General features: G+C 59.5%; 18 protein-coding genes and 1 pseudogene. 8 read left to right on the top strand and 11 right to left on the bottom strand.

Annotated elements, in window-relative coordinates; translation table 11 throughout:
- Positions 1-39 precede the first annotated feature (39 nt).
- From ALI44B_RS00930 to mobC, 3 genes are read right to left on the bottom strand one after another with little or no spacing between them, the layout of a single operon-like run.
- On the bottom strand, positions 40-1,209 hold the full coding sequence (locus tag ALI44B_RS00930; RefSeq protein ID WP_077052925.1) for a hypothetical protein: 1,170 nt from the start codon (positions 1,207-1,209) through the stop codon (positions 40-42).
- Positions 1,210-1,230: 21 nt separating this feature from the next.
- Positions 1,231-2,832: a relaxase/mobilization nuclease domain-containing protein gene (locus ALI44B_RS00925; protein WP_077052924.1), complete on the bottom strand. Its 1,602-nt coding sequence runs from the start codon at positions 2,830-2,832 to the stop codon at positions 1,231-1,233.
- Positions 2,832-3,227: a plasmid mobilization relaxosome protein MobC gene (gene mobC / locus ALI44B_RS00920; RefSeq protein ID WP_077052923.1), complete on the bottom strand. Its 396-nt coding sequence runs from the start codon at positions 3,225-3,227 to the stop codon at positions 2,832-2,834. The genes ALI44B_RS00925 and mobC overlap by 1 nt, the downstream gene beginning before the upstream one ends.
- Before the next feature lie 274 nt (positions 3,228-3,501).
- Here mobC and ALI44B_RS15730 point away from each other — a divergent pair, with 274 nt between their 5' ends.
- From ALI44B_RS15730 to ALI44B_RS15720, 3 genes are all read left to right on the top strand, one after another.
- Positions 3,502-3,804, top strand: coding sequence for a hypothetical protein (locus tag ALI44B_RS15730; RefSeq protein ID WP_143458879.1), 303 nt, complete (start codon positions 3,502-3,504; stop codon positions 3,802-3,804).
- 1,465 nt (positions 3,805-5,269) lie between these two features.
- The gene (locus tag ALI44B_RS15725; RefSeq protein WP_143458877.1) at positions 5,270-6,013 is read left to right on the top strand and encodes a hypothetical protein; all 744 of its coding nucleotides are present in this window, start codon (positions 5,270-5,272) and stop codon (positions 6,011-6,013) included.
- 124 nt (positions 6,014-6,137) lie between these two features.
- Positions 6,138-8,321, top strand: a complete 2,184-nt coding sequence (locus ALI44B_RS15720) for a hypothetical protein (protein WP_143458875.1) — start codon at positions 6,138-6,140, stop codon at positions 8,319-8,321.
- Here the strand turns inward: ALI44B_RS15720 and ALI44B_RS16550 are convergent.
- Positions 8,233-8,951, bottom strand: a pseudogene (locus ALI44B_RS16550) (recombinase family protein). The gene ALI44B_RS15720 and the pseudogene ALI44B_RS16550 sit on opposite strands and share 89 nt — an antisense overlap.
- Positions 8,952-9,174: 223 nt before the next feature.
- Between ALI44B_RS16550 and ALI44B_RS00905 the strand changes: the two are divergent.
- The 5 genes from ALI44B_RS00905 (at position 9,175) to ALI44B_RS00885 (ending at position 12,198) form a co-directional block, all read left to right on the top strand.
- Complete coding sequence (locus tag ALI44B_RS00905; protein WP_077052920.1) at positions 9,175-10,089, top strand: toll/interleukin-1 receptor domain-containing protein; 915 nt, start codon at positions 9,175-9,177, stop codon at positions 10,087-10,089.
- A 265-nt stretch (positions 10,090-10,354) separates the two neighbouring features.
- Positions 10,355-10,861, top strand: a complete 507-nt coding sequence (locus ALI44B_RS00900) for a hypothetical protein (protein WP_077052919.1) — start codon at positions 10,355-10,357, stop codon at positions 10,859-10,861.
- A 41-nt stretch (positions 10,862-10,902) separates the two neighbouring features.
- The gene (locus ALI44B_RS00895) at positions 10,903-11,247 is read left to right on the top strand and encodes a hypothetical protein (RefSeq protein ID WP_077052918.1); all 345 of its coding nucleotides are present in this window, start codon (positions 10,903-10,905) and stop codon (positions 11,245-11,247) included.
- 80 nt (positions 11,248-11,327) lie between these two features.
- Positions 11,328-11,534: a hypothetical protein gene (locus tag ALI44B_RS00890; protein WP_143458873.1), complete on the top strand. Its 207-nt coding sequence runs from the start codon at positions 11,328-11,330 to the stop codon at positions 11,532-11,534.
- A 28-nt stretch (positions 11,535-11,562) separates the two neighbouring features.
- Complete coding sequence (locus tag ALI44B_RS00885; protein ID WP_077052916.1) at positions 11,563-12,198, top strand: hypothetical protein; 636 nt, start codon at positions 11,563-11,565, stop codon at positions 12,196-12,198.
- Here ALI44B_RS00885 and ALI44B_RS00880 read toward each other — a convergent pair.
- The 7 genes from ALI44B_RS00880 to ALI44B_RS15710 all read right to left on the bottom strand — a co-directional run bounded on the left by ALI44B_RS00880 (position 12,177) and on the right by ALI44B_RS15710 (position 17,415).
- Positions 12,177-13,091 (bottom strand): DNA-methyltransferase, encoded by a 915-nt coding sequence (locus ALI44B_RS00880; RefSeq protein WP_077052915.1) that lies wholly within the window; start codon positions 13,089-13,091, stop codon positions 12,177-12,179. The genes ALI44B_RS00885 and ALI44B_RS00880 overlap by 22 nt on opposite strands.
- Positions 13,084-13,314, bottom strand: a complete 231-nt coding sequence (locus ALI44B_RS15715; RefSeq protein ID WP_143458871.1) for a hypothetical protein — start codon at positions 13,312-13,314, stop codon at positions 13,084-13,086. The genes ALI44B_RS00880 and ALI44B_RS15715 overlap by 8 nt, the downstream gene beginning before the upstream one ends.
- Positions 13,315-14,076: 762 nt before the next feature.
- Positions 14,077-14,382: a hypothetical protein gene (locus tag ALI44B_RS00875; protein WP_077052914.1), complete on the bottom strand. Its 306-nt coding sequence runs from the start codon at positions 14,380-14,382 to the stop codon at positions 14,077-14,079.
- Positions 14,383-15,304: 922 nt separating this feature from the next.
- A complete protein-coding gene (locus tag ALI44B_RS00870) occupies positions 15,305-15,601 on the bottom strand; it encodes a hypothetical protein (protein ID WP_077052913.1) in 297 nt (98 codons plus the stop codon).
- Positions 15,602-15,611: 10 nt separating this feature from the next.
- A complete protein-coding gene (locus ALI44B_RS00865) occupies positions 15,612-16,070 on the bottom strand; it encodes a M23 family metallopeptidase (protein WP_083709365.1) in 459 nt (152 codons plus the stop codon).
- Between the two features lie 541 nt (positions 16,071-16,611).
- Entirely contained in the window at positions 16,612-16,776 is a 165-nt protein-coding gene (locus ALI44B_RS16045) for a hypothetical protein (RefSeq protein ID WP_179100182.1), read from the bottom strand.
- Between the two features lie 189 nt (positions 16,777-16,965).
- The gene (locus ALI44B_RS15710) at positions 16,966-17,415 is read right to left on the bottom strand and encodes a hypothetical protein (RefSeq protein WP_143458869.1); all 450 of its coding nucleotides are present in this window, start codon (positions 17,413-17,415) and stop codon (positions 16,966-16,968) included.
- Between the last annotated feature and the right edge of the window lie 196 nt (positions 17,416-17,611).

Here is a 17,611-nt window from a genome sequence, read left to right as displayed (position 1 = left end):
GGCCCTCCCTCTTTACGTGTGCGCGTGGCGCCCTAGCGGCTACCGTTCGATGACGTGCTCGGCGCCGCGCTGCTTGCTCGGCCCGCGGTCGATGCGAGCCTTCGGTGCGCCCGGGCGTCGTGCCTTCCCGATCGCGTCTTGCGCGGTATCAGGGAAGCTCTGGCTGACCTGACGCGCAGCGGCCGTCTGAGGGCCCGTAGCGGCCGCTTTAGCGCGGTTGGCGGCCTCAGACATGCCGTTCTCGGCTGCTGCATCCTCGTGGCGCTCAGCGCGAATGCCGGCAGCTTGAGCGTGCACCTGGTGTTCGCCGCCGTCGTACTCGCGGTCCGTGTTGTCGCGGTCCGCGGCGGCCGCGGTGATGAGACGAGACGTTTCCGCCTCGATGCCCTCAGGGGTGCCGTCTTTGTCGATCACTTCGACAACACCGAACCGGGCGTGCAGAGCATCTTCGATGCGGCCGTTGGCTACAAACGCCACCTGGTCATGTTCGGCAGGGCCGGCCGTCACACCGTAGGCGTGAGCCAGCTCGTCGGCGCTTGCACGGTCGAGCCAGTCGCGATCCGCGTACTGGCCGTAGACGCTGTTCTTGTTCATGAGCTCGGCGGCATCCGCGGCCTTGGTGGCCTCGGCAACCTCGGTGCGTGCGTTGGCTGCTTCGGCTTCTTCGCGGCGCCGGGCGAGAGCGTCGTCGACGGCGTTCGTCAGGGCGCTGTGTCGGTTCGCTTCCTGGGGGCCGGCGGCGGCGCGCACCTGGTCGACGTCGACGCCGTACAGGTCATTGATGCGGGCGCCCATACGTTCGTAGACGCTCACAGCGACCGGGCTTCTGTCCGCCGTCTCAGCGGCGAGGGAGACGGTGTCGGCGATGCGGGCGGGGGTGGCGTTCTTCCACCATTCGTCGCGGCCGATGCTGCGATCCGCGACCTGCAGGGCCTCGCGGGTGAGGCGGTTCTTCTCCCCTTCGGTGGCCTGGGTTGCGCGGATGTTCGCCAGCTCCATTGCCCGGCTATCGTGGGCGGCTTCGCGTGTCAGCTGCTCGGCACGTTTTACGGCGACGTCGGCGGCGCGCGCTTCGGTCATGGCGGCTTCACGCTGCACGCGGGCCTGTTCAGCGGAGCGGCGCGCGATCGCGTCGGTGACGTTGCTTGTGGCCATCATCCCCGCACGGATAACCCGGTCGAACTCCTGACCGATTTCTTCCTCTTCCATGATGTTCCCCTCTCATCGTTTCTAGCGTTCGATCTCGGTGCCAGCGTCCCGGCTGGGGGCGCTGTGGTCGATGCGTGCCTGTAGGTGTTCCGGGATCTGTGTCGGTTTCTGTGTTGGAGTCGGCGAAGCGGCGGCCGCGGTGGCGGTCTTCGCTTGGATCTCGGTCCACCGCTTCTCGGCGACGCTCAAAGCGGCCACCGATCGGTCGCGCATGGCCGTGGCCATGGCGAGGTCGCCGCGCGCCCGGTAGGCGTTCTCAACGCTCTTACCGACCCGCTCGAGCTGACGGAAGACCGCCACCCATCCGGTGCGTGAGTCTCTGCCGGTGGCGCGCTGAATGAGGCGTGCTTGGTAGGCGAGGTTCGCGGACGCGGCTTGCGCGGGGATGCCCTTCTGTTGAGCTGCACGGGCGTAGATATCGCTCGCGTCTTGGATCGGCCCGGGCTTCCCGGCCTCCATTGCGACAGACGTTTGTGCGTACAGGCGCGACAGCTCGACGGCTGCCGCGACCTCGGGCAGTTGGGCCGGGTCGACGCGGGGTGCGGTGTCTGCGTGCAGCTGCTCGCCGTGCTGCTCGAGGCGGTTCAGCTGGGCCGTGAGAATGGCCTCGCGGCGGATGGCCTTGGGCACCTCTGCGCGGCGTTCGCGGAGCTCACGCTGTGTGGTGGTCCAGCTCTGCAGTGCGTCGGGTGTTACGTCGTCGGCTCCCCATGAGGCGCGGAGTCGTGTGAGCCCTAACGTGCGGTCAAGCTTCGACGGTGCGTACCAAATGGGGTTGGCCGATGCGCTGGCCGCGCTGTCGACCGGCAGGGCGGCGGAGTAACCGACAACCTGTGAGGTGTCGTCTTTCGCGAACCGGGGACGAACCAGCACGCGGTTCTTCTTCGCGGCGTCGATGAATGATGCTTCGTCGGTCGAGTTGGCGACGGCTGATCGGAGGCGGCGGCGCAGCTCATCGCGCGCCGTGACTTCATTCTCAGACACGGCCGCGCGGCGCTGCTCGGCGGGCTTGTCGGCCGACAGGCCGGCGCCTTGCTCGCGGGACTGCAGCACGTCGAGGCCGTACTTCTTTTCCAGCTCGTGGGCGAGTTTCTGCGACCGATGGTAGTCCTGCCACACGTTCGCTTTGGTGCCGTCCTCGCGCACGAGGTTCACGGCAATGTGGATGTGATCGTTGCCCGCTTTGGAGCTTCCGTGACGGACGGCAACCCACCGGTTCGACTTCGCACCGTCGGGGTCAACGAACCCCATGCCCTCAACGAAGTGATTGGCGATCTTTGACCACTGAGCGTCCGACAGTTTGCCCTCATCAGCTTTGATCGAGAGTGACGCATGCCACACATGACCGTCGACCATGTCTGTTCGAACGTGCTCGCCGGTGTCAGGGTCGTAGAGCTTGCTCGGAGTCAAAATCTCGGTGCCGAAAACCTTCGACGGCTGCTCCATCACGTTCGCCAAGTCCAGCGCCGAGTCGGTGGTCAGCGGACCGAAGCTCGCCGCGTGCATGACAGCGTCATGGCCTGCGATGACGTGCTGATCGGTGTGCTCATTCGCACGCCCGCCGCCCGCCAGGTAGACCATCAGGCCCGCCATGCGCCCGCCGCGCGTGATGTTCGGCATCATCAGCCGACAGCCAACCGGTCAAGAAGGTTATCGATGCGCTGGCACTGCAAGTTCACCGCACTCAGAGTGTGTGCCAACTCGCCGCCGACAGGCTCGCCAGCGTTCGACGCGCGAGCGATCTGGTTGACGTTATTGGCGATCGACGACAGCAACCGGCGCGCGTGAAACAAACCCGCCAGCAACTCGCGGCGATCCGTAGACGTTTCGCCCTGATCGGCCAAAGCGGACTCGACCAAAAGACGCGGAACGGTTACTTTCCGCTCGGCCGCGAGCAACAGAAGCTGACCCTCCTCCTCAGCCGTCACCTTCACCTGGTGGAAGTGACGACGGCCACCGGGAGCGTTCGCACGACGCTTACGGTCAAGCATTCGCGGTGACGCATGCTCTTCGCTCATCAGCAGCTCCTTTCGGCCCAGTGCAACGATCCCGCCCAATGCGGGAACCCGACACCTCAAGTGTCGCCCATCCTCGACCCTGTGTCGAGGATCAAGCACATTTAGCACAGCTAACTGCCTAGCTTGCTCCGCAGCTTAAAGCCCGGACCATCTTACGAACGGGAGATTGCGAGTAGAGATCGAACCTTGTTCGATCGACCGCGAGTTGCGAAACTGGGACGAGGGGATGAAACATCGACAGATGATTCACGGAGCCACGATGAGGGGAAATGAAATGGCGAAGAATCCAACGGCGGAAGAAGCAATTGAACGCGCACGAGCGCTGCAAGACAGCAAGATCGAAGCGGTTCGAGTGCTCGCGGAATCGAACCAGAACGTGACCGATGTGCGGGAACGTGCAGCGGAAGCAGAACGTGAGTATGCACGCGTGTTTGGTGCAGCACTCGCAGCGGGATGGACACCCGACGAGCTGCGCAAGATAGGGTTTTCTGACACTGAGAAGCGGTCGCGGCAACGACGGCAAAAGTCCAGTCGTGAGATCCAAGAACAGGCCGCCTCTGCGGGCATGGAGTCTTGAGCGAGTCCACCGTAACCGTGCCCGTCATCTTCACGGTCGAGCGCGAGGGAACGCGTGAACGGGGCGGAAGCTTCTCAAGCCATCAGCTGCGCTTTGTGACGACGCCTCGATTGGGTGACTATGTCACTTTGCCGAGCCACCACCCATTGCAGAGAATCATTTAGTGTGGGGATCAGTAGCGGGCGTAGTGTCCGCGACGTGCGTCCGGAACGATCCGCATACGCTCCCGTTACCGACAACGCCGCGCCAGCTCGACAGGAACGGCAACCCGGTCGACGCCGAAGCCAACCGCAAGGTGCTAGTTCGATAACCACGACCGGACTGGTGCACATTCGCTCGGCGTCGATCACTCTTCCTCGAATGCCTCGGCCGCGAAGCGGCCTGCGCGCGCTTGCGCGTGCGTTGGTGAGTTTCTATTAACGAGAGAGGGTGTTAACCCCACCCCTACGGGTTAGGTGTTCAATCTCATCCACAGGCAAGAAACGTCGACGCTTCGTCGGGTGCGTGAGCGCCCGCACCGAAGCCGCTCGCCGCTGCACCTGGCCGTGCGCTTCCTGCGCCTCCTGGCGCTCGTGAGCGAACAGGTAACAGCCCCTCAGCGGCCGTCACAGAGAAGCCCGCGGCCTCCATCACACGACGCGCTCTGATGGCCACACCACGCGACACACGCCGGCCCAGAATCTCCGTCGCCCGCAGCGCGGCCGTCTCGTGCGACGTTGTTACCTCGCGCCTTGTCCGGGCGTCGGCGGTCTCTCCCTCAGCCTGAGCGACAGCCATAAAACGGCGCACGCTGATGTGACCGTGAGCGTCCATCGTGGCCTTCCCCTCGGAGGACTCAGACCACTCCAACAGCTCCGAGAGCCGCGCGGCCAAACCGTCCCATGCGCGAACGGCCGCGTACTGCCCTGAGCAGCGCCCACCGGCCGAGAGAGCATAAGAGCCCACCCGAGACGGAACAGCCCGCGAGCGGCCATCCTGCGGTGCCGTTCCACGGCCCTTCGGCGCAGCGCCGGCCCCGCGATCTGGGGCCACGCCGAAATGCCCTTTTTCGGGCATAGGTATGCGTATAGACGTACTTCTGGCTATGATTAAGACACTTCCTAGCCTTCCCGGGCTGGTGGTACGACGAAGGTCCGGTTCCCCACCGGTCTTTATCTAGGAACTGCCTCGATCTGGATTCAGTTGGTAGCCGGATCAGATCAGGGCACAGAGCTTCAGCCCCCGCCTTGGCGGGGGCTTTCTCGTTAACGCGAATCGATAGGCAACTCCCCATCGCCAATCTCGGGATGTTGCGGGAACCAAGCTGGGATTCCGCGATCCGTCAACTCAATGTGCTCGACCATGAGGTCGAACAGGTATGACGGTGAGACTCCGGCGTGCGCAGTCTAGAAAAGGCGTAGATCCAGAAGTTCCCGACCAGATGCATCTGGTGTGAGAGGTCTTCTGGATTGGCATACTTATGCCCATGGCAGATACGAACTCAACGTCCGCGCAGTTGAGCATTACCGAACGGGTGCTCGCCGCGGTAACAGCGGCAATTCTTCTATCTGCTGGCGTCATTGCTGTCTTCCTCACCGAGAATGAAATCGGGGTTGCAGCTTTGTTCCTTATCGGGGCTGCGCTTGCAATGCTGGCGCTCACTGGGCAAACTCTTCGCCGAATAAAAATCGGCGAAAATGAGACAGAATTTTACGCAAAAGTGGGCAGGAATGCCGTCGCAACTGCGGAATCGGAGACTGCTACCCCGACCGAGCGAGAGACAGCACGGGAGATAGTTGAGCGGGCAAGCGATTCCGCTGCCGATCTCCCCTCACGAGTGGTCGACATTACGCTTGCCCGAACGTACGAACGAACCACGTTCGCTGCCCTCAAACGTGTTAGTGACGACGTAACCTTCTCCGAAATGCGTGGGTTAGACGCAATTGTCAACAAGAAGATCGGAATTGACGTCAAGTATCGCTCTGCGGGACGACCTCCGGGACGCAGTGCCTTATCCAAAGGTGGCAACTATCGACCCGCAATCGAAGCTGCGTCAAACAGTGGGATTAAAGCGCTGCTTATCCTCACGAATTCGACCGTAGATGACGACTCACCTGTGGTGATTGACGACACCTTGAGCGGACAGGTCATCACTGTGCGCATCATGCAGTGGACTGCTGATTCGCCTGATCTGCAGCTTGCTGAGGCAATCCAGGAACTTGACGGGTAAACCGGCCGCAACCATGAATGGGCCTCTCTGCGAAGTTGCTGAATCCCATCAGGAACATCTCTTCGAGGGTGCAACTCAAGCGACAAAACTCCGATACGCATGCCCATGAGGTTACGATTCGGCTATGTCGCATCCTCGATTCGAATTCGCTCTTGGTCAGCTCCGCGCCGAGCATTGGCGCCCGTTCGAGCGGCTTGCTTCTGAATTCCTACTCGAAGACTTCCCCAACCTGCGCACAACGGCCAGTCCGAGCGGCGACGGCGGCCGCGACGGGGAGCTGTTTGAACTAGACAAGGATCCCAGAACTGGATTCCAGTACTCAGTGACCGTTGAATGGCGCCCAAAAATCAGAGCTACGTTGCGCACCCTGGGGGAGAACTTCCCCCAGCTGCGAAGGGTCATTTATTGCACGAGTCAGGAAATTGGGGCCCAAGCTGACAACTTAAAGACCGAAGCATGGGATGACTTCGGAGTTCAGTTGGACATACGCGACCGAAACTGGTTCATAGAACGGGCTGCAAGCACCCCTCAAAGGGCGACGGCAAGCGAGGAATTAGCCGTCGCGATAGCGGACCCTCTCCTGCAGGAACGGAAATTGGTGACAGTAGTTGCCACACCACTCTCGAATGAAGAAAGCAGAGTTGCCCTTCTGCAGTTGGCCCTTAATGCCAGAGACCGAGAGACGGAGCGCGGGATCACAAGAACCTCTTTTGAGGCTCTTGTAAAGGCAGCGCTCGTGAACACATCAGCCGAGAGTACTCGGAGTTTGGCGGAAGTCCAGAGTACGGTTCGGTCATTTTTACCCGGTGCAAATGCCACTCAGGCTGATGCACTTGTAGTCAGCGCTCTGAACAGACTTGCGGTGAAACGCGGACCAGTGAAGCAAAGAACAGACACGAAGACTTATCACCTGGCGTTTGAGGAAGCGAGAACCTGGAAAGAAAACGCCGCGTCATATCTTCTTGACCAGCAAGAGGTTGAAGCCGATCTGGCGGCCGGAGCATATGGGTTGCATGAGGGCTTAGATAAGGACCCCGAGCTATTAAAAACAGAGGCCGTTCTTCTCCGACAGGCACTAGAAAGTCTTCTCCTACAAAGAGGCGAAGCCTTTGTAGATGCCGTACATGGTGCGGGCGAACCGGCAGCCAGCCTCGGGGAGCTCGCCGACCTGGTTGCAGCACTACAGCTTCCACTCAAGCTCTCGACCGATTCTGCTGCGCGAGCCATTAGCAATGTCCTCGCCGGCCCTTCCGACCGAACCAAAGTCCATCTCACGCGGATCTTAGACGCGTACACACTTTTCGCCTTTTTGCAGCAAACTCCGGATGTGCAGAAGACGCTTTCTCGAGTTTTCAGTGGCGGAGAGATCTGGCTTGATACGAGCGCGATTCTGCCACTCCTAGGGGAAATGCTGATTGAAGAACCATCCCAGCGAAACTTCACCAACCTCTTGGCCGCGGCTTCGGCTTCAGGGGTTTCCTTAGCTGTGACAGACGGAGTTATTGAAGAAGTCGAGGCCCATTTAGAGAACTCGTTGCGATACATCCGAATGGCAGCCGAATGGCGCGCTCGTATTCCTTTCGTATATAGCGCCTACATATTTTCCGGGCGTGCAGAATCGGATTTTCCAGTATGGGTTTCTGACATCAAGGGTTCTGAGGAGCCGCAGCTGGATGTTGAACAATTCCTCGCGCATCACTTTGGGATTAGAAAGCACAATCTGTCTACTCTCGCCGATGCGGCGGCAACGGAACTTCGTGGAGCCGTGCAAGAACTTTGGAGCCAGGCACACTCCCAAAGGCGAACAAAGCGAGGCGCCCCGATTGCATCGACACAACGGCTAATCAGTCACGACGTTGAGAACGTAGTTGGAGTTATCGAACATCGAAAAGGCTCTCCAACATCTCCGCTTGGATATGACGCTTGGTGGCTCACCCTTGATAGCACTGCGTTCAAGTTGAAGAAATGGCTTAAGGACCAACTGGGCAAGAATGCCCCAGCAAGCCCAGTTCTCAGCCCCGACTACCTAGCCCAAATTTTGCGGCTAGGCCCATTACGTCGAGAACACGGCGTGAGCGACATCTCGACAATGCCGCTCACAATCAGCATACGTATGTTCGAAGACGTGCCGCCCGAGCTGATCAACATTGCGAAATCGACGCGTGAAAAGTTCTCGGGATACGACGAATTGCGAATCCAACGCGAGGTGCGGGACGCGCTTAACGCGAGCCGAATGCTCGTATCGAAAGAGACCGATTACGGATCCGTTCTGGAAGCCGAGATCGTTGACACGCTGAGGGGCAGTTAGACGAGAGCTCGTATCTCAACGGCCTATGCAAAATCTCGCAGCATCGCGGTCTCAAACGTTGCGACAGCCGAACGTTACTTTCCCGGCACTTTAATCGACGTGTGAGGGTGCGTAGCGAGATTCCGACCGTGGCGGCCGCTTTTGCTTGTGTCGATCCGTTCTCAATAAGCATGCGTGCGGCGGCGATTTGAGCGTCCGACGCGGCCGCGGGGCGTCCACCTTTGCGGCCTGCCTGTCGCGCCGCTCTGAGGCCTATTTGCGTGTGCTCGCGCACTAGGTCGCGTTCGAACTCTGCGAACGCACCCGCGATGCTGAACAGCAGCCGGCAATAGGTGTGGTGGTGTCGATCGCTTCCGTCAGAGAGACGAAATGAACGCCGCGGCGCCCGAGCTGGCCGACGGTTTCGATCAGGTGGGGGAGCGACCTCCCTAAGCGGTCCAGCTTCCAGACCACCAGCTCGTCACCGGGGTTCAGGTAACCGCGCGCGCCCGCGACCTGCGGGCGGTCTGAGCGCGCCCCAGACGCCGCATCCTCAAAGATACGAACACAGCCGGCAGCAGTGAGCGCATCGCGCTGGCCCTCGGTGTCCTGGTCGATGGTCGAGACGCGCGCGTAGCCGATTCGGGTCATGATCCGAGAGCAGGTCATAAACGCTCGGCCAGATCAGTTTTGACACATACGTGTCAAAGATGAGTTGCGACCGATAAAACGGGTGGAATCGAGGGGTTGTGACCGACCCTTGGGAGTGCGCCACAAACGTTCGTTTCTGACCTAGTTTTCTAATGATCCCTAGAATGCCCCACAACCATTCCTTTGCCACTATTCCGGGGCATCAAACCAATTGGGGGAACATGTGAAGGTATTCATCAGCTGGTCGGGGGCGGTCGCTAATGCAGTTGCGATCGCGTTGAAGCCTCTCCTAACAATCGTTTCGAATAGAAAGATCGAAACATTCATCTCGTCTGAGGACATCAAAAAAGGTTCACGGGGGTTGCCCGTGATAGCCGACGAGCTCGAATTGGCAAGCTTCGGAATTGTCGTTGTGACCGCAGAGAATATGGACACTCCATGGATCAATTTCGAGGCGGGTGCTCTAGGAAAATCGGTTCTAAATGGCCGAGTAGCGCCTCTCTTAGTGGGCCTTCAACCGAAACAGATTGCCGGGCCTCTGAAACAGTTTCAGGCCGCAGACGTCAGCGTTAGGGATGAGATTTTGGGTCTTGTTCGAGAAATGAATGAGGCCTTAGCCGCCGAGGACCGAATCTCAGACGACATAATCGTGACGATGTTCGACAGAGAGTGGCCGAAGTTTGAGGCTGCGGTAAAGACCGCACGTGACTTGGGAAGCAATGTCGTCACTCCGAGTAGAAGCGATTCGGAGATATTGACCGAGGTACTTAGTACTGTTCGGGATCTCCAACGCGAAGTGACTCAGATGCGTCCCACAGTTGGCGACGATCGAGGAAGAGGGGTGCTCCGGTTGAGAAACGATCGAATCGATACTGAAACGCTCAACATAATCTGGTCGTTGCTCCCCGAGGCGTCTGTCGCCAATGTTGATGGCCGGGTTGAGATAACTGTGCGGGAGAAACCATCCAGTAGCACCCTGTCGGCCTTGCCCTTTTTTCTCTCCGACACCCCTAGTAAGCACTTTGACGTGTTCCTTAAGGATCCGCGAGAGATGTTGACGTCGTTCCGAACTGGCAAACAAACCGCCGCACAGATACACAGCTGGCTAGAGGCGCTAGAGGATGAAGAGCACGCCTGACGCTGCGTACCTTGGCTGCGGGAACAAGCCTGGCCATGCCGTGCGTACACGTGACCCGTTCTTTCCGCTTCCCGGTCATCCGGTGGCTTAATGCTCAGGCGCCTAGGACTGAGCGCACCATGGGCGTTGTCTTGCCTCATTTATGCGATCCCATCCAGCAGTCGACATCTAACGCGTCTAAAGATGAGTATGAATTAGATGCTTGACATGACGACGAGGGCGTGCTTCTCTAGTGAGACCGCAACTAATGCGGCTAAACGGAGGATTGATCAAGTTGATCGTAGTTAATGTAAAGAGCACCTACCCGTCCGTTCTAGCGGGAGTGATGGACCTGGATGACGCGACCCTAGGAGACTGGTACCAGATCTCCGAAGACGCGATCCGGATGTACGGGGACGTGATCATAGGGGTCTATAAAGAACGCGTAGTTTCGGCCTACGACATCACCGGTCACACTCGCGACACAGAGCGACAGACGGTCAGTTTCGACGGGAACGAGTCGAAAGAGTTCGGGTACCTCATCGGCCAGCGCAGTCCCGCCTCGCCCTGGACCCGAGGCCAAGGCCGGCCCATCAAATACATCGCAACTGATGTGGTCCGTAGCGGAGAGGTAGACGTTGAAGACGTTCCAGAGACTCCCGAGGGACGACGCGCGGTCGTGAAGGGCTACGTACTCACTGTCGACGCCGACAACATCGCTACCGTCGAACCTCCCGAAGGCGGGGTAGTTACAGTCCTCGCTGCTGGAAGCTCTTTGCTTGCAGTTGAATAATCACCGCGAATCGCCCATGTGCCCTGGAACATCGCTAGTGTGTGGCGTTCCAGGGCATCGAGACCGTATTGGCGAGCACTTCTCTCTATGAGGGGCAATTCGAAGCCATCAACAGAACGGGGGGGTGCATGTCTCAGAAATGGGATTATGAAGACGATCACGACTGGGACGATAACGTCGACTACGCGGCCGAGGGGTACGTCTACTGGTACGGAAAGTACTACCCGAAAGAGCACATTGCGAGTCTCTTTCCTCCCGAAAATGTCGTCGATGGCCGGAAGCTGACCGGCTTCCTTGTGCTGGGCTCAGGACTCGCGGCAGGTGTCTGGGGGGCAGTCAAAGCCGCGCCCACTATCTCCAAATGGTGGAAGTCCAACTTCCGATAGAAGTCCGCGATTAGCCGGGCCGATCATCTCGAGCATGAAGCCGCTAGTGATTGTTGTTCATGAGCCCTATGGTGTGCCCTATGGATCATCAAATCGGAAACCGTATCTGGATCAATGGGGTCGAACTGGAGGGCGTCGTTTCCGGAGACGTGTCCTTCGTGGAAGGCCAGATCGATGAGGCGCTGCAGGAAGGGGGTGACTGGGTGACGATAGAACTTCCCGGGGGCAGCCACTACAGAGTTTGGATTAGTAACGCGACTCAGGTCGTGACCTATTACGCCGGATAGAGAAGTTCTTGCACGTTACGCTAATCCCGTGATCACACGTCAAGAGGTTTACCAAGAGCGGTTCAACCCAGCACCATCGCTGCCTTACAACCTGCGAACGCTCGATTTTCAATCCGCTATGCAAGACGTGTACGACTTCTTCTACGACGTAAACTTGCATCTACAAGACAAGCGTTTGCCCCGGCTAGACGACATGCTCCGAGCCGCAAATCTTTCCGGAACAATCTCCGACATGATCACGGAATCGTTGGCGAAACACTCCCGGTCCTTGGTCGTGAACGCTTATCACAACGGGCATCCTGATCTACTGGTGCGCGGGGTTTACCCGAACGACACAGTGAAGGCGGGCGAAGAAGGTGTCGAGATCAAGTCGACTCGAAAGCCTGGCGGCGCAGTCGACACCCACGGTGGCCGTAAGCAATGGATGTGTGTCTTCGTTTACGAGATCGACTCAGAGACGGAGCCAGCTCAGGACAGGCGTCCGATGCTGTTCCGTGAGGTGTATTTAGCGCAGGTTGAGCCAGACGATTTCCGCCGTAACGAACGCGGCGCTCTCGGCACACGCACCTCCACTCTTGATAGAGACGGCGTCGCTAAGTTGCGTCGTTCCTGGCTGTACCTTGATCGGGATAGAGACCGCGTTCAGGACGCAACGACGAGCTGACTCAACGCCGGGATAGCGTTCGATGCGATGTTGAGATAGGTCGCATCGAGCTCGACGCCTTTGGATTGGTAGCCGACTGCTTCTGCTGCTGCCAATGTTGATCCTGACCCTGCGAAGGGGTCGAGAACGATGCCTTCACCGAGTGGAAGAATGCCGCGTACTACCTGCCGCAGGAATGCCTGGGGCTTTAGTGAGGGGTGGTTTGCGATGCTTCGTTCAGCGGGTCGAGTCGGTGCAGAGCGAATCACATCGCCGAATGGCTGAGTGTCTGAGATACGCCGCAGCCCGCCGGTGCCCCATTTTCTGAGGTTGGCCGCGGCGGTTCCTTCTAGAGGTTTCCGGAACAGCAGCCACGGTTCCCACATCGACCGGGGCATAACGCTTACGTCGGAGAATTCTTCGTGCGCGTTCTTCGGACGATCGCCGCCGCGCATGGTTGTTACGAGGCGAACGATTTCGCCGCGTCGTTCGAACTTCGCTGCATCGAGGGCGTAGGACACGAGGTGACTCACGAGAGGGTTGGCTGCAACCATGACGTGGGCGCCGGGTACGAGTACTGGCCGCAGTGCCTCGCCGAGGTTCCTGAAGAACCGTTCGAGGTCGGCTAGCTCGGCGTCCGACAGGGTGGTGAAACGCGGGAGGGGTGACCGTGTATGCCCGTCGAAGGACGGCGGGATGCGCCAGGTCCCTCCTTTGCCGGCTCGGAGCTTCGCTAGCTCGCGCGGCGTGTACTCGACTAGCCCGTAGGGCGGGTCGGTGACAACGCCGTGAATGGAGTTCTCGGGTTGGCGTTTGAGCCATTCGAGTGAGTCCGCATGGAACAGTTCCGCTTTGCCGAAACTGAATGCGGGCTCTTCCGTCTCGACCCGTGGACTGAGGGCAAAATCATGCATTTTCGCGGACCAAACGATATTTACCGCGTGCTACACGCTCGAATTTATTCGGGGTGTTGAGGCGCAGGTATGAACGAACGGAAGAGCGGGCTACTTCCGCACCTAAAACAGACTCGATGTAGAGGGCGATTTCTTCCGCCGAAGCGCCTGTAGCGTCTGCTTGCCGGTGGAAAAATTGTTCGATTCCATCGCGAACCCTACCTGGTTCTAGCTTTTGCATCACGACCCCCATTTTCGACGTCTAGACGTCATTTAAGCTCAGTCTAATCATGATCTCTACCCCGTGGGTGATGAGCTTGAAGCGGCGTCAAGATATTTCACAATTCGCTACTCCCACCACCCGAGAGGCTGCGTGCAACCTCTAAGTAGGGCATCACCCATTCGGGCAGTTCTTCGCACCCATATGTCATCTCGGTGTCTTGCACGGTAAACCTGATTGTGGTGTTTGACCGCGCAAGGCGACCCTCCGGTGAAATGTATTGACCCGCTATCTGTACTTCCTCCTGATGCCCAGACCTACCTTGGATAACGAGCGTTGACGGATGGAGTGTGATCTCGTGTTCCGTATACCCCGGGCGTTTAGGACTCGTCACCATATTGGGAACTAGATCGTAGATGTTCCATTGATAGGAAACCGTGGGCGTTGCTACGTCCCGGGAGATCTGTGCCGTCATGTTCTGTGTCCTTCCACCAACAATTTTTTTGCCTATCTGGCGAGAGAAATCGATAGTGAGCGGGAAGAGCGTAGTGCCATCCTGCGGCGGCGAAATAAGCCCGAAGGGCGCGTCGTCGCAGGATGGCACGGAGCTCTGGGAGCGAACTACGATGAACCGCCAGATAGGGGAAAAAAGCGGAAACACAGTACCGCGTCGCGGTACTGCCAGGCCGGCATGCCGGCCATCTGGGGGAGCGCGAGGGGGTATCTCACCCTCGCAGAGCGCCGGCGGTGCTCTAGCCGCAAAAAGCTCGATGATTGACGAGTCAGTTACGTTTTAGTGACAGCGGATGACCATACCCAGGCGCGCTGCGTCTCTCCGTTGCCGTCGACCCATTCGACGTGCACGGCGCGGCTGGTCCATGCAATCGCGCGGCCTTCGACTCGTGCCGGCGTCTCGGGATACCGCGCCCACGCTCGCACACTCACAGGTGTAGCCGGCGTCGTCACTTCGTCGTGGTCGGTGTCCAGCTCAGCCGGCGACAGGCTCACGGGCTGAGGACGAATCAGAACCTCCGTGATGCGCTGCGTCATCAGTCGGTCGTAGTGGTCTGCGTAGCGCCGGTTCGTGCCCATTGCCTTGTTGTCTCACGCTCCACCGACACTGCCGGCAGAGGCGAGGCCCCGGCGCGAAGGGACACGACGCGCCGGGCCTCAGAGCCGCGATCCGCCAGTCACGCGACTGCGGCCGACACTACCGCGGGTGCACGCTTATGTGCACGGGATCTTGCGCACATTTTTGCGCAACGACTACTGCGGAGCGCGAATGACTTTGCGCTTCCCTTCGGCCAGGAGTCCCCACGCCGCGAACTGCCGGAGATATACCTGTTAACCCGTGCGTCGCTGCACTGCCGTAAAGGTAGACGCCGGCCTGGTCCGCCGCCTCGAGAAATGGGACTCGAAGTTTCTCTCGAAGGGCAGCGCCCTGACCTCGGCCAACGTCCCGAGCGACATGCTCGGTGAACTCCCACGTTGGCTTACCCTTTCGAACCCGACGTTTCACGGCCAGCAGAGCTAAGTCATCGACATAGACCACTCGACGGCCTGTGGCGGCGAGTGTTGCGTTCAGAAGAAACACAATCACGGCCACGAGCACCCACAGGATCGCGGCCAGCAAAACACCAGCGACTACCCCAACGAAAATCCGTAAGGAAAGCGGCTGGCTCCACGTCAATGTGACGGCCGCGACCATGCCCAAAAGGGCGTAAAGAATCGTTATTGTGCGCTTTAACGGGGTAGAGAAAACACCTCGCACTGACCATCGCGCCGACTGAAACCCTCCGATTCCAGCACCCGTTCGTAGGCCCAGAGAGGCGGGAGCTGGCGGCGAGGGAACCTGTTTGGTTTTTTGTGTGGTGGTCATGCCGCGTCTTTCTGTTGGCGGGGTGAGAGTGCGGCCCCACGGGGTATCAAACCGGGGGCCGCACTGCACAGGACTGGGGGGAGTCCTGGTGCGAGCCGCCGACCAAAGGGGTGAGGCCGGCGACTGGTTTAGGGGTCACGCCCACGGGAGCGGCCACGAAACGAACACGCCCACGAGTAACACCACGGCGATGAGCGCGACGATAACACCGAGCACGAGCGGCGCGCCGCCCCGGTTGCCGTAACCGCGTCGAAGGCTAAGTAGGCCGAGACCGGCGACGGTGGCGCTGGCGCTGGCGCTGGCGGCCACGATGATCCGAAACACCACGACAAGGCCGATCTTCCAGCCGGTCGGGATCGGGGGCGCGACGGGGTGAACGTCTGGGATTTCTCCTGCGTACACGATGGTCGCGGTAATGAGGTCGGTAAGCATGTGTCGTCTCCTAGACATTTACGCCGTGTTCATTGAGGAACACACGGGGGTCGGTGTGCTCGCCATTGAGCTGAATTTTCAGGTCAAGGTGACAGCCGGTACCAACACCCGTGCCGCCCACCGTGGCAACCGGTGTGCTGGCTGTGACGGTCTGGCCCTGCTTCACGGGGTACTGCGCTGAGACGTGCCCGTAGATCGACTCGATGCCGTCGCCGTGGTCGATGATGACCCTGTTTCCGAAGTCGCCCGCCCCGCCCGTGAACGTCACCGTCCCGTCGCCAATGGCATTGATCGGTGTGCCGCACGCGGCCCCGAAACCGAGGCCGTAATAGAACGGCGTCGAGCAGCCCACAGAGTTGCAGATCACTTCACGGGGGCCGTAGGGAGACGTGATCGGCGCATTGACCGGTGTTACCCGAGTGCCGCTGCCACCGGCTGAGCAGGTTTGGCCGACGAGCCCGTCGACCACGGCCTCGGCGGCTTTCTGGAGCTTCGCTTAGTGGTTTGAGTCCACGTTTGCTTGCACGCGATGAGCGGAGCCACCTATGCACCACTGCTAGTGAAAAAGCCCGAGTATGCATGTAGGGCTGCCGTCCGGGTTCGTACCGGCGTTGATATTGTCGTCGCAATCACGTTCCACACATCGCTCTAGCCCAGCGCCGCCGTGGTCCTGACGGAGTGCGACTCGCGAGAAAGCCCTTAGTCAATAGCGGATCTACATCCGCCCGTGCGAAACATTAGAATGCCGATAATGTTGATTATGTCAACAACGATTTCCTAACCCCGATAGTCAGATTTCGTTACCTCCCAGCCTCAGGCGCGGCGCCCAAGTTGTGAGCGATGTCGTCGCGTTCGTAGTTGCGTTGGCCGATAAGCGCTTGCGCACAGATAGAGGTACCACCTGTCGAGCTACTGGAGCCTCAGCCTCGATGTCCGACGGCTTTGCCGATGCGGAAGTCACTCGCGTATACACCACCGTTGACGTTGAAAAGGAAGTAGCAGTCTCGGGCTTAGGTGAGGCCCTTTGGGGGTTTGTAGTTCCAGCAGTTCCAAAGACTGCCGATATACACCGTCTTGTACTGTGCGGCCTGGGCAGCACCCCCAGTTGCCAACGTCATGCCTGCGGCGAGGCTGATGGCCAGTGCTGCGGCACCGAGACGCTTCTTGATGGTCATGTTTGTCCCTCTTTATCGAGAAGGATAATAGTGAACGCAGCCCTTGACGTAACAAGCCAATCGTCTGCGTCACCCTCGCGCCGCATCCCGCGATCCTGTGGGCGGGCCGTCGTTCCTCGACGCAACAGGGGCCAGGTCTGAGTCTCTCGGTATCGGAGATCCTCCGTCGCGATTGCGCCGTGTCACCGGCTAGCGATCGAAGCCAAGACCTTTGCGGTTTACTCGGATCGCGCCGAACATGTCGTCTGTGATGAGCCGCGCGTGCCAGGCGTCCTCCACTTCTAGCCAGGTCCCCACCCCCGGTTCCCAGGTCTCATCGAAGGGGTCGAAGGCGGGCATCGGGTCATACGCCCACCGGCTCAGCTCGTCGATCGCCTGCTGCTCGGAGATCTCTCCGGTTGCATACCGTTGCGCAACCTCGGTTGGCGATGCACCACTGAAGCCGGGTCGAGAACGAGCCGTTCGATTGACGATTTGGCTTACTCGAGGTTCGGACAGTCGCGCCCATTCTGCGATGGTCTTTTGACGAACATGCGCAGCGGCGTCCTGAACTGTCCGCTTGAAATCGATCGTCGCTAATTCCATTCGCGCTCGCGCAGCGACGACCTCATTCAAACGCTTCGCATTGTGAGATGTCATGGCTCCCCCGGGTCTGGGTCGTCATCAAACTCTCCTTCGGCGCCGCGCGCAAGGGACTATATCCGTCACTCAACCGTTGCACCGTTCGTCGAGCGAACGGCCACCGGATGCATGACAGTGCCGAAACGTTCGAAAATGCCGCACCTTAGGTGATCGTTGGCGGCTCGACGGCTGCTTCAATTTCGGGGCGAGGACC

Origin of the sequence: Leifsonia sp. ALI-44-B, from assembly GCF_001984125.1 — a bacterium.
GTDB lineage: Bacteria > Actinomycetota > Actinomycetes > Actinomycetales > Microbacteriaceae > Okibacterium.
The sequence above is the reverse complement of the archived record's forward strand: the minus strand, read 5'-3'. Positions and strand labels throughout refer to the sequence as shown.